We start from the raw sequence: 13,083 nt of genomic DNA, 5'->3' as shown, positions 1-13,083 counted from the left end.
ACATTTTATTCCTTCCATTTCCGATGATAGAGTGTTTTTAAGAAAAACCAGCGAAAACCATTGTCCAAGAGGGTACCTGCCCAAATACCTGGCAAGCCCCAACCAAAGATGACTCCCATCAGATATCCAGAGCCAATCCGAATCACCCACATACCAATAGTAGTCGCATAAAAGGGAAGGCGGGCATTGCCCAAACCTTGCCAAACAGCCGTATAGATGACGGTTCCAGCTGTCAGAGGCGTTCCAAGTAAGGAGAACAAAATGACGGATAAGGAGGCCGCAAGGGCTCCTGAATCCTTGGTGTAAAGGGCTGTCAAAGGACTTCCAAACAAGAAGATGGTAAGGGCGAGAGGAAGCATGGAGAGAAAAGAGAGCCAGAAACTACGACTGGTGATTTGCTTAATCCCTTGTAAATCATTCTGCCCCAAACTTTTGGCGACCAACATGACCGTCGCTGTCGCAATCCCAAAGACCGGCATATAGTTGAACTGGGTCAAGACTTCCCCAATAGCATTCCCAGCTACCGCTCTAGTACCAAAAACGGCCACCATAGCAATGATGACAATATCCCCTGCTCGCATCATGAGGCGCTCACCAGCAGCAGGCAAAGCAAGGGAGAGCAAGTCTCGATCCAAGCCCCAACGAAAAGGAGCAAAGGGAAGTTGAACCTGACGCCAGAGCAAGAAAGCCCCTAATAAGCGAGAGAGAACCGTTCCTAAGGCAGCCCCGGCGATGCCCAGCCCAAAAACAAAGATCAAGATGCTCGATAATAGAGCATTCAAAACATTGGTCAACAAACTGACATACATGGGTAGTCGCGGGTTATGGGCCACACGGACTAGGGCTCCCAAGGTAGTCATCAGACCTAAAAGCAAAATACTTCCTCCGACAAGGGATAAATAAATTCCTCCGGCTTCTGCAACCGCTGCTTCAACCCCCAAGAGGGCAATCAATTCCTTGCCAAAGCAGAGGGATAAGACCCCCAAGATACAACTTAATAAAACCGTGACTTTAATAGATTCAGTCGCCTGACGAGCTATGGCTTTCTGATCTTTTTGTCCCATACTTTTGGACAAGAGACTCACGACCGCTGCTCCAAGAGCGATAAAAATAGCTTGGTAAATCGTAATGATATTGCCTGCAACGGATACACCCGATACAGCTACTAAACCCAACTGAGCAACCAAGTAGCTATCTACCATCCCCATGAGCATTTGGAGAAAGTTTTCTCCGATGGCTGGAAGGGCAATTCTTAAAATCTGTCGATCTACTTGTTGTTGACGTGACACACTTTCCTCCTGATGAAAAGAAACTCAGCTAGTTGCCTAACTGAGTTCTGCTTGTAGAACTATTGTGAGATTTATTCAGTCAAGTCCTAGAGACTTCTGCTTTCTAATTTTGGGACTCCCACTTACAATCCCAAATAGGCTTCAACTGCAGCCTGCATATCTGTTGCTGCAACAGTTGTCTTGTGACGAACTGGAGCAGTTTCGAGACCATCCACTGCTGGTGGCAAGGCTACACCTGAGATTTCATGTAATTGAGCCAAGGCTTCAAAGTCGCTCAAACCTGATTTCCCTGTTACAGCTTCCACCGCAACCACTGGGAATTTGTAAGGACTAGCTGTTGATGCAATTACGGTCTTGGCCGCATCGCCTGTCGCTGCTTGGTATTTTTTATAAACTGCTGAAGCAACTGCTGTATGAGGGTCCTCAATATAAGCATCTGACTCATAAACACGCTTGATTTCTGCTGCTGTTTCTGCTTCTGTCGCATACTCGGCTGCAAAAAGGTCAAGGATTTCTTCATCAAAATCTGTCAATTCATACTGACCTTGCGTATTCAAGGCAGTCATGAGTTCAGCTGTCTTAACCGCATCATTTCCCAAAAGATGGAAAATGAGACGCTCCAAGTTTGAAGACACTAAGATATCCATAGATGGGCTAGTGGTTACCTTAAACTCACGCTTCTTGTCATAGACACGAGTCTTAAAGAAGTCTGTCAAGACATTGTTGTCATTTGAAGCACAAATCAACTTACCGACTGGTAGGCCGATTTGCTTAGCATAAAATGCCGCCAAGATATTTCCGAAGTTTCCTGTCGGTACAGTGAAGTTAACCTTGTCACCAGTATTAATCTCGCCAGTTTTAATAAGTTGAGCGTAGGCATAAACATAATAAACAATCTGTGGGACCAAACGACCAATATTCATAGAGTTAGCTGATGAGAACTGGAGCTTGTTGGCTGCCAATTTTTCACGAAGGGCCACATCATTGAACATATGCTTCACATTTGTCTGAGCATCATCAAAGTTTCCATCAATGGCGATCACATGGGTATTATCCCCAGTTTGAGTGGTCATTTGCAACTCTTGTACCTTGCTGACACCATCTTTTGGATAAAAGACGATAATTTCAGTACCTGGAACATCTGCAAAACCAGCCATGGCAGCTTTACCAGTGTCTCCAGATGTCGCTGTCAAGATGACAATCTTGTTTTCCAAGCCATGTTTCTTGGCAGCTGTTGTCATAAAGTATGGCAAGATAGACAAGGCCATGTCTTTAAAGGCAATGGTTGAACCATGGAAGAGTTCCAAGTTGTATTGACCATCAAGTTTGACAAGAGGGGCAATGGCTGGTGTATCAAACTTGCTGTCATAGGCGTTGGTGATACAGTAGTCCAACTCTTCTGCTGTAAAGTCATCCAAGAAAGCTGATAAGACAAGCCTAGCTACTTCTTGGTAAGAAGCATCTTTTAATGTATCAAAATCCAAATCTACCTTTGGATAGCTCACTGGAGTAAACAAACCGCCATCTGTCGCCAAACCTTGCAAAATCGCCTGACTGGCTGTTACGGTATTTTTCGCATCACGCGTTGATTGATAAACTAATGTCATGTACATTTCCTCATTCTGTTCCTTAAATGTACGAGTTGGATCACTCTAACTTTCGTACAGTCTATTCCATTATACCATGAATCCTTCTGAATTTTATCAGTGAGAATAAAATTGTCTGAAAAAGAGCCCACTTCTTGCAAACTGAAGAACCACGAAAAGTCCATCTTTATAATGGCTATTCGACTCGTGCTAGTCTCTTTTTACTTGCTCATAGGAGTCCTTGCCGTCATTGAGCTTGTCCCAGATGACGACTTTACCTTCTTTGAGGGATTTTTGAACATCGATGATCCGCTGGTTGGAAGAGCCACGAAACTGCAACATGAGGTTGCGTTTGCTCTTATCATAGCGACCGTCCACCAGAATATCAATCAGCGAAAGCAGTTCTAGTTTATCCGGCGTCTCCAGCATCATTTCTTCCCAGGTATAGCCGGTCCAAGACCAAATATCTTTGTCAGGCAACTCTCTTTTTACCCGCTGGACCAAGGGCAGCAGGATGCCGGTATTGAGAAAAGGTTCCCCACCAAGCAATGTCAAGCCCTGAACATAAGGTTGGGCCAGATCAGCCATGATCTGTTCTTCTAACTCTTTGGTATAGGGAATGCCAGCGTTGAAAGACCAAGTTGCTTCATTATAGCAGCCTTCACAGTGAAACATACAGCCACTGACATAGAGGGAGTTGCGGACGCCTTCGCCATCCACAAAGTTAAAGGCCTTATAGTCAATGATTCGCCCCTTACTCAGCTCCTCACTTTTCCATTCTTGAGGTTTGGGATTGTTCATGACACCTCCCCATCTAACTCTATCCAGTAGCGCTGACTTCTGTCGATTGTATTTTCGTAAACACCGCCAGCAGATAGAATCGTGCGACGGCTAGCTTCGTTGTCTTCATCACAGGTAATCAGCACTCGTTCTAGTCCTTGTTTTCGAGCCTCTGCTAGTCCTAGCTCTAGCTGCAACTTAGCCAAGCCCTTTCTGCGTTGACTGGGCCGGATGGAATAGCCAATGTGACCACCCTCTACAAATAATTTGTCATTCAAGGACAAGCGCAGGGCTAAAAAGCCCAGAGGGTAGCCAGTCTCATCAAAGGATAAAAATTGAATGGTAGGAACCCAGCATTCTGGCAGATTCTCAGTATCCTCCTGCTGCTCTACAATTCGCAACCAATCCGCAAAATCCTTTGCTCGCTTCCAAGTGGAACCCATGCCACCGTGCATATAGGATTTTGCAGCATCGAACTCAGTAATCATCTCTAAAATCGCGTCTTTATCTTCTAAAGTTGGTCGTTGTAACTTCATAAACTTTCCTCAATCTAAATCAATCCAATAGCGCTCTTTCCCGCCTCGAACATCCTCTAAAGCTCCGCCATTAGTCAGAATCACTGCTCGACTGGCAGCATTGTCACTATCACAAGTCACTAAAGCACGTTTGATATTTTTACTTTTGGCTACTTGCAAGCCTTGCCACAGCTGCTCTTTTGCCAATCCTTGCCCACGCGCAGAGGGACGGATACTATAGCCGATATGACCAGCATAATTCAGCAACCCCTCATTTAGTCTCAGCCGTAGATTCAAAAAACCTAAAGCATGGCCTGATTTATCAAACAATACGTACTGAATTGATGGAACACGATTTTCAGGCAAATTTATTCCCATTTCTTTTTGCATATTTGTCTCCAACCACTCTTCGTAGTCAAAGTTCTCAGCATCCCAAAATCCGCCATCGTGAGCTGATTGATTCGCTTCAAACTCTGCCATCATGTCTAATACAGTTTCTTTATCTGCTAGAGTTGGTCTGCGTAATTCCATCTTTACCTCCCCATACGAGAAAAGCGAGAGCGAACTCTCACTTTTATTTTTTCTTAGTCTTTTTTAAAAATTGCTCTCTTAGGCTGGCTACTCGGTCTTTTTTATTGATTCCGCCAGTCGAATGCTTTTCGTGGAATCGTTGAACCTGGGCCTTGCCCTTATCGTCTAGTTGGTATTTTCCCATAATCTTCCTTTTCTAATCTGTCACTTGGTGTCCAGCTGATTTGATCGTGGACCCATTCATGTGTTTGACCCGCGCAGCGATTTCCTTATGACGACCATTGACCATGGGGCGAGCTTGTGGGTTTCCAAGATAGCCACAGGTCCTTTTAACCACATCAACTGTTTTCGGATCGCTATTGCCACAATTAGGACAGGTGAAGCCCCGCTCGGTTGGCGTGAAGTCTCCTTCAAAGTCACACTTATAGCAACGGTCAATTGGGGTATTGGTTCCGAGATAGCCGACCCGGTCATAAGCATAATCCCAAACCGCTTCAAGGGCTTTTGGATTTTGTTGGAGTACTGGGTATTCACAATAGTGGATAAAGCCACCGGAGGCCCCTGCTTCTGGATAGACTTTTTCAAAATCCAGTTTCTCAAATGGAGTTGGGTTCTTGCGGACATCGTAGTGGAAACTATTGGTGTAATATTCCTTGTCTGTGATATCCGGAACCTGACCAAATTTCTCCGTATCCAGGCGACAAAAGCGATCTGTCAAACTTTCTGACGGCGTCGAATAGATGGAGAAGTGGTAGTCATACTGGTCGGACCATTCTTCGACCCGCTTCTTCATATCCTTTATGATGGCGATTGTAAATTGCTTGGCCTCTGGATTTTCTTCCCAGTTAGGCCCATAAAAGACAGTCGCTACTTCATACAATCCAATATAGCCGAGTGAAATGGTTGCTCTGCGATGACGGAAGAGCTGGTCTACCTGGTCATATTTACCCAATCGCTTCCCGAAAGCCCCATATTGGTAGAGAATTGGGGCATTGGCTGGAGTCGCTTCCTTGGTCCGCTCTACCCGATAGACCAAAGCATCTTCCGCGATGTTCATCCGCTCATTAAAAATTTCCCAGAACTTTTCTTTATTCCCTTCTGACTCCAAGGCAATCCGAGGGAGATTGACTGTCACAACCCCTAGGTTCATCCGACCAGAATTGACTTCCACACCATTTTCATCCTTCCAACCTTGAAGGAAAGAACGACATCCCATGGGCACCTTGAAGGAGCCCGTCAACTCAACAATTTTGTCATAAGACAAAACGTCTGGATACATGCGTTTGGTCGCACATTCCAAGGCCAACTGCTTGATGTCGTAGTTGGGACTACCTGGTTCTAAGTTGAGGCCTCTTTTTAAACTAAAAATCAACTTAGGGAAAATAGCGGTCCGGTGTTCTGAACCAAGTCCTTTGATTCGAATTTCCAGAATGGCCTTTTGAATTTCCCGTTCGAAGCGATTGGTTCCAAGCCCAAAGCCCAGCGAAGTAAAGGGCGTTTGCCCATTTGAGGTAAAGAGGGTATTGATCTCGTACTCCAAGGATTGCATGGCATCATAGATATCTTTTTGAGTCTTGCTCCAAGCATAGTCCTCGCGTTTTTCAGGGAGAACCCACTCCTCTGCATCTTTCAAGTGCTTCTGATAATTCTTTTCTGCATAAGGAGCCAAGACTTCGTCGATCCGGTCAGCTGAGCAACCGCCATACTGGCTAGAGGCTACATTGGCAATGATTTGCGAGATCTGTGCCGTTGCAGTTTGGATGGACTTGGGACTTTCTACTTCTGCATTCCCAATCTTAAAACCATTGCGCAGCATGCCTTCAAAATCGATCAAACAACAGTTGGTCATCGGAGTGTAAGGGCTATAGTCCAAATCATGGTAGTGGATATCCCCTTTTTGGTGGGCATTGGCTACGTGTTTGGGCAACATTTTAAGACCAATAGACTTGCCGACAATTCCTGCTGTCAAATCGCGCTGGGTATTAAAAACGTCACTGTCCTTATTGGCATTTTCATTAACGACAGCTTGGTCCTTGTTGAGGAGCTTGCCGATGGTAAAGTTGATATCCGTTGCCTTTGAGCGCTCAAAATCACGCTGCGTGCGATAGGTAATATAGCTCTCGGCAATCGCATATTCATTGGCTTGCAACAACTCATGCTCAACGACATTTTGAATCTCGTAAATTTTTACGCCACGAGGGAAGCGTTCCAAAATTTCAGCCACAATCCGGTCTGTTACGGTTTCTAATTTCGCTTCCAAGGCCGGAGTGAGACCGGTCACTTCTTCTGTCGCTTTGACCAAAGCACGGTAAATTTTATCGACATCAAACTTGACCTTCCGCCCATCTCTCTTTTCTACAAAGAGTTGGGGGAGACTTTGGATATGCTCTTCTCGTAACGTTATCATACGCTCGCCCACTTTCTTTTTTATACAAATAGAATTCACTCCATATTATATCACTCAAAAATAAAAAATCAATATCTTGTGTCAAAAAATGTTATTTCATTTTCAAACCACAAGATATTGATAGTCTATTTATATTGGTACAAGGTGTACTGCGAACCCTGCAGGTTCACTTTTTCATAACTTTGGGTTAAAACCTTTTGCATAGCAGACGTTACATCTAGGTCCTTATTGACCACAATAAACTTCGGCTTGTCTTGCTTAATCTGATTCGTCAGATTAGTTCGGTTTTCCTTCGGCCCCAGATAGGCTGTCGGAGTTAGAAGGGCTGAAGCGGCCAAGCGACCACTTTCCTGATAGAGATGGGCCGTCTGATCCCAAGCATATATGGTATCCTTGGAATCACTATGACTCTTGATATAGTGGGCAATCGTACTTCGTTCACTCGCTAGGTTGTTTTGGAGAACCAATTGATTCACAACTGGATACCCAACTAAATAACCTATTGCTAAGATCGGTAGGAAGGCTTGACTGGAGAAATAAAGCTCCCAGATAGAATTATTCTTCATCTTCCGGCGCTGATAAGTGGACTCATCCCCGGCAAACCAAAGAGCGAATAAGGGAAGACCAAAAGGTAACAAGCTAAGGAACTGATAGGCCCCTTGCTCTGGTGTACCAACCACAATTGCAACAACTAGCGGAAGACCAAACCAACTCATAAACCGGATCAAACGTTGACCACTTGTCGATACTTTTCGGAAGGACATGACGAAAGCTGAAGCAAAACCAAGCGTTAACAGCAATAAACAGTAATAAACTAAGTTGGCAAATAGGTGCCCCGCATCAAACTGGAGGGAGCGAAGACTATACAAGGTCTGATGAATCGCATATCCAAAAGAGCCGTTCCACACGGTGATGTAGCCTAAGGGATAAAAGACAAGAGAGAAACCCAAGAGGGCAGCAAGGAATTGATAGAAGCCGTGGGCAAATTTCTTTTGCTTCACATGATAGGCTGTCAATCCAAGAAAAGCAAGCAGATAAAAAATCACACTCAGCCATGGCACCATCATAAAGGCCAAACAGGCTCCTGCGCCATAAGCGACAAAGGATTCATCTGTTTTCTCACCCTCTAGATAAGCGAGAATGAAATTCATAGAGCCAAATAGGAAGGGCAGGGCGTAAAAGACAGCATAGTTCCCACCAAAGCCAAGCACTCCAGCAAGAAGGTAGAAGAGCAGCTGGACTTGTCCTGCAATTTTTTCACTTGCAACTAAGCTTCTGACCATCTGATACAAGCTCGTCCCAGCAAAAAAGTAGGCTAGAATCTGGAAAGCTACCAAAAGAACTTGACCTCCTACCAAACTTCCTAAAGCGCTGATCCCGTAGTAGAGCAAACCATTGACCCCAAAGAAATGACCATAGGGAACTTGACCTTGAGACATTGCCCAACCGGCATATAAGTCCTGGGTTTGTTGATTGGTCGCCAGTAAGTTGATAAAAGGAAGGGCTACATGGACCAGCCCAAGTAGGACACTAAAAGCAATTGGTAGTGACAAGGGAACTGGTCGCTTAGTGGCATAGCGCCCCAACGACTTTTCATCTTCTTGCTCTTCCAATGTCTCTTCTACATCCTCTTGTTCTTTCGATCTCGCTTCAACCTTCTCTTTGCGACGATGACCAGATCGTGATAGGCGACTTAGAGTTCCGGCCGAAGCTTCCGTTTCCACCTCTTCTTCAGCAACCTGGCTCTCTTCCTGGTTCTGCTCTGATTCCACCGGTTGACTAGCCGTCAAAACTTCTTCTTCCCGGCTAATTGATTGTTCCAATACTTTTCGTAGCTCTTGAGTATTTTGAAAATTAGACCCGACACTTAAGCCAAGTTTATGCGATTCTTTTTCACTCATACCTTTTTTTCCTTTACTAGACTTGCAAGCGCTAAAGGGCACATGCACACCCTAATAGTATATCAAAAATGGACCCAACTGTCAGCTTTCTCCACAAGGAAATGCTAGATGGTATACAAAAAGACCGATACCCTCTAGGCATCCGTCTTTTCTTTTTATAGTTGATTCAAAATAGTCTGAAAATCGTTTTTTACGTCTTCGATGGACGTGGTCACTTCCTGGCGAGTCTGGTTGTTTTTGACGGTGATTTGGCCACTTTCAACCTCACTACCACCTAAGGCAATGATAGTTTTGGCCCCAAAGACGTCAGCTGACTTGAACTGAGCCTTCAACTTACGGCCTAGGTAATCACGTTCTGCGATGAAGCCTTGACGACGAAGGGCCTGAACCAATTCCAAAGCGGCCACTTCTGCTTCTGAACCCAACACAGCAATGTAGACATCCAATGACGTCTCAACAGGAAGCTCAACTTCTTGTTTATCGAGGATCAACAAGAGACGCTCAAGTCCCATCCCAAAACCGAAACCTGGCGTTGCTGGTCCACCAAAATATTCTACCAAGCCATCGTAACGACCTCCCGCACACACAGTCAATTCATTTCCATATACTTCTGTCACAAACTCGAAAATGGTGTGGTTGTAGTAGTCTAAGCCACGAACCATGTTGGTATCAATAACATACTCAATCCCTAGACCGTCTAGCATAGCCCGGACAGCATCAAAGTGCGCCTGGCTTTCTTCGTCCAAGTAGTCCAGGATAGATGGAGCATTCTCAACCGCTTGCTTGTCTTCTTTTTCTTTTGAGTCCAAGACGCGGAGCGGATTTTCCTCTAGACGACGTTGGCTATCTTTTGAAAGTTGGTCCTTCATCGGAAGGAGGTAGTCGATCAAAGCTTGGCGATAAGCTGCCCGACTGGCTGTGCTACCAAGGGTATTCAAGTGGAGGACGACATTTTCAATGCCAATCTCTTTGAAGAATTGGTCAGCCATGGCAATCGTCTCAACGTCTGTTGCAGGATTGCTAGATCCAAAGCATTCTACGCCAATCTGGTGGAATTGACGCAAACGGCCAGCCTGAGGACGCTCATAACGGAACATGGGACCGATATAATAGACCTTGCTTGGTTTTTGAACTTCTGGTGCAAAGAGTTTATTTTCAACATAGGAGCGGACCACCGGTGCGGTTCCTTCCGGACGCAAAGTGATGTGGCGGTCTCCCTTATCATAGAAGTCATACATCTCCTTAGTCACGATATCCGTTGTATCCCCTACCGAACGACTAATCACCTCGTAATGTTCAAAAATAGGTGTGCGGATCTCTGCGTAATTGTATTTTTTAAAGGTTTCGCGAGCAAATCCTTCTACATATTGCCACTTAGCGGACTCCTGTGGCAGGATATCTTGGGTTCCTTTTGGTTTTTGTAATTTCATAGACACCACTCCTTTGCTTGCTTTTGTACTATTCATTCTATCATAATTTCTAGTTTGTGACAGCGCTCAAGCAGTAAAATCAGCCTACAAGCCCATCAGGAATAGAAAAAGGGAGCTGCTCCCGCCTATAAAAATAGAGCCCGCATCACATGCAATGCTCGATTTCTTTCGTTTCTTTACTTTCAACTATCTTATAAGATATTTTCATATTGTTCGCGAACTTCCTGCGGCCAGACGCTGGTTTGGACTTCTCCGATATGTTTCTTACGAAGCAAGAACATAGCCATCCGTGATTGACCGATCCCACCTCCGATAGTTAGTGGAAAGAGTCCATTCAAGAGCGCGCGGTGCCATTCCAATTCTAAACGATCTTGATCTCCTGTAATAGCAACCTGGCGCTTGAGGGTATCTTCATCGACCCGGATCCCCATAGAAGACAGTTCGAATGCCGCCCCTAGGTTATCATTCCAAACAAGGATATCCCCATTTAAGCCCTTGTAGCCATTTTCAGTTTCCGTTGTCCAGTCGTCATAGTCCGGCGCCCGTCCATCGTGCGGTTTGCCATCTGATAAGACGCCACCAATCCCAATCAAAAAGACAGCTCCATATTCTTTGGTGATGGCATTTTCCCGCTCTTTCGGCGTCAAGTCAGGATAACGCTCTACCAACTCTTCTGTGTGGATAAAGGTGATTTGCTTCGGCAAGATCGATTCAATATCATAGCGAGCTTCGACAGCTAACTCTGTTAGACGAATCGCCTTGTAGATTTTTTCAACCGTTTCCTTCAAGTAGGCAAGGTTACGGCTCCCATTTGGAATGACCTTTTCCCAGTCCCATTGGTCGACATAAACTGAGTGGGTCGCATCCAACGAATCTTCATCTGGACGAAGAGCCTTCATATGGACAAAGAGACCTTCCCCTTCCCCAAAGCCAAACCGCGCCAAGGTATGACGTTTCCATTTTGCAAGGGAATGAACCACTTCATAAGTTTCATTAGGAATTTGCAAAACCTTTACAGAGACAGGGTTTTCCACTCCGGATAGATTGTCCTGCATCCCATCTCCTACCTTACTTAAGATTGGACCTTGAACCTCAACGACTTCTAGTTTATCTTTCAAATACTGAGTAAACGTTGTTTTTACAAATGAAATTTCTTCTTGTTGGTGAATAAAACTCTTCTTCATAGAGACTCCCTTTAGATAGTATGAATTTGATTATACGCTTTTTTAGAGAAAAAGCAATACTTACCGTTTTCGTAAATTTATTTAAGAGTCAATTCCAATTATCTGATATTTGATGTACAACACATTACGTTTTTTCTACTATTTAATTTAAATAATCAAAGTTATAGTATTGAAACCTGGTATGCCTTGTGATATAATTCACTACATAGGATTGTTTTATAACTTAAAACCTTAGGAAGGAGGAACTTTAAATAGTTTTCAAAGAGTCCTATAATGTGTACTTAACACAAACAATGATTTTATAAATTTAGGAGATATATTGGAAAAAATGAAAAAACTTTTTAAGAGACGACTGCCTAAGCTTTTATTTATTGCTTTTTTACCATTACTACTAATTCTCATCGCTCCCAAAAAAGTGGTGCAAGCAGCTGATGTTAGCAATAATGTTAGCTCATTAACTGTTTCATCAAACGAATTGTATAACGGAGGACAAACAACTGTTAAATTCACTTTTGACGAGCATGCTCAAAAAATTAAGTCGGGAGATACCCTCCAAGTAACTTGGCCAAGTTCAGGAACAATTCATGGGGCTGGATTTAAGAAAACCATTAAATTAATGATTGAAGGTACGTATGTAGGAGATATGGTAATCACTGATGGAGAAGCCAAAGTGACCTTTAATGACGGAATCACAAATCTTGAAAACATTCGTGGTTGGGGGGAGTTTGAAATCGAAGCCCACAATGAAACAAATACTGAGAAAGAACACACTGGTAGTTTTCGCATCACGAGTGGGACCAAAACGGTAGAGATTTCCGTCAAGAAAGTAGCTACCGGAAAGTCCTCTGCACCATTTTACTTAAAAGCTGGGGACATGAAAGCTAACGATCCTGATCATATTCTATGGAGCTTAAATATCAATAATATGAAGGTGGATGTTGATGATGAAGTACGCGTAGAAGACCAAATTCAGCCAGGTCACACTCTGGAAACAGATAGTTGGATGATTATCGTAACAGGTAAAAAGTCGGGATACTATAGTGGATCTGATGCGATTACAAACTTTTTAAAAGATTTTCCTAATGCTCAATTTACTGCAGATGCGCAAACTGGAAAAATTTCAATTAAAATTCCTCAAGAAGACGCCGTACTAACAGGTTTCACAGTAATATATAAAACAAAAGTAACAAATCCTGATCAAGCTAAGTTTGAAAATCATAGCCAAGCTTGGTATCGTATAAAAGGTGAAGCAGCTGTTGTAGCCATAGAGAAGAATTCTTCTGTATCAAATATTCGAGCGGATGGTGGTGTTGATGGTGATAAAACCACTACAACCACTACAACAACAGAGGAACCTACAACCACAACTACTACCACTACAACAGAGGAACCTACAACTACAACAACTACCACTACAACAGAGGAACCTACAACTACAACAACTACCACTACAACAGAGG

The 13,083-nt window shown here is 43.9% G+C and carries 11 protein-coding genes; 1 reads left to right on the top strand and 10 read right to left on the bottom strand.

The features are described from left to right. Positions 1-5: 5 nt before the first annotated feature. The 10 genes from L0M85_RS08905 to asnA form a co-directional block, all read right to left on the bottom strand. The gene (locus L0M85_RS08905) at positions 6-1,289 is read right to left on the bottom strand and encodes an MATE family efflux transporter (RefSeq protein WP_048690577.1); all 1,284 of its coding nucleotides are present in this window, start codon (positions 1,287-1,289) and stop codon (positions 6-8) included. Positions 1,290-1,411: 122 nt separating this feature from the next. Further along, complete coding sequence (gene thrC / locus L0M85_RS08900) at positions 1,412-2,896, bottom strand: threonine synthase (RefSeq protein ID WP_238656892.1); 1,485 nt, start codon at positions 2,894-2,896, stop codon at positions 1,412-1,414. Between the two features lie 189 nt (positions 2,897-3,085). After that, positions 3,086-3,676 carry an anaerobic ribonucleoside-triphosphate reductase activating protein gene (gene nrdG, locus L0M85_RS08895; RefSeq protein ID WP_238656891.1) on the bottom strand — a complete coding sequence of 197 codons (591 nt, stop codon included), beginning with the start codon at positions 3,674-3,676 and terminating at the stop codon, positions 3,086-3,088. Beyond that, on the bottom strand, positions 3,673-4,191 hold the full coding sequence (locus L0M85_RS08890) for a GNAT family N-acetyltransferase (RefSeq protein WP_048690583.1): 519 nt from the start codon (positions 4,189-4,191) through the stop codon (positions 3,673-3,675). The genes nrdG and L0M85_RS08890 overlap by 4 nt, the downstream gene beginning before the upstream one ends. Before the next feature lie 9 nt (positions 4,192-4,200). After that, the gene (locus tag L0M85_RS08885) at positions 4,201-4,701 is read right to left on the bottom strand and encodes a GNAT family N-acetyltransferase (protein WP_238656890.1); all 501 of its coding nucleotides are present in this window, start codon (positions 4,699-4,701) and stop codon (positions 4,201-4,203) included. A 43-nt stretch (positions 4,702-4,744) separates the two neighbouring features. Next, on the bottom strand, positions 4,745-4,885 hold the full coding sequence (locus L0M85_RS08880) for a hypothetical protein (RefSeq protein WP_125330069.1): 141 nt from the start codon (positions 4,883-4,885) through the stop codon (positions 4,745-4,747). A 12-nt stretch (positions 4,886-4,897) separates the two neighbouring features. Next, positions 4,898-7,108 carry an anaerobic ribonucleoside-triphosphate reductase gene (gene nrdD / locus L0M85_RS08875; protein ID WP_061564608.1) on the bottom strand — a complete coding sequence of 737 codons (2,211 nt, stop codon included), beginning with the start codon at positions 7,106-7,108 and terminating at the stop codon, positions 4,898-4,900. A gap of 125 nt (positions 7,109-7,233) precedes the next feature. Continuing rightward, positions 7,234-9,009, bottom strand: a complete 1,776-nt coding sequence (locus L0M85_RS08870) for an MFS transporter (protein WP_238656889.1) — start codon at positions 9,007-9,009, stop codon at positions 7,234-7,236. Positions 9,010-9,164: 155 nt separating this feature from the next. After that, positions 9,165-10,439 carry a histidine--tRNA ligase gene (gene hisS, locus L0M85_RS08865; RefSeq protein ID WP_238656888.1) on the bottom strand — a complete coding sequence of 425 codons (1,275 nt, stop codon included), beginning with the start codon at positions 10,437-10,439 and terminating at the stop codon, positions 9,165-9,167. Positions 10,440-10,630: 191 nt separating this feature from the next. Continuing rightward, positions 10,631-11,623, bottom strand: coding sequence for an aspartate--ammonia ligase (gene asnA / locus L0M85_RS08860; RefSeq protein WP_048692049.1), 993 nt, complete (start codon positions 11,621-11,623; stop codon positions 10,631-10,633). A 328-nt stretch (positions 11,624-11,951) separates the two neighbouring features. On the opposite strand from asnA, the gene L0M85_RS08855 reads away from it, so the two are divergent. Next, positions 11,952-13,083, top strand: a 1,132-nt coding sequence (locus L0M85_RS08855; protein ID WP_238656887.1) for a collagen binding domain-containing protein, incomplete at its 3' end; no start/stop codon positions are given.

The organism is Streptococcus sp. DFI.7.26 (assembly GCF_022240605.1).
GTDB lineage: Bacteria > Bacillota > Bacilli > Lactobacillales > Streptococcaceae > Streptococcus > Streptococcus xiaochunlingii.
Note: the sequence above shows the minus strand (reverse complement) of the source record. Positions and strands in the feature narration are given on the sequence as shown.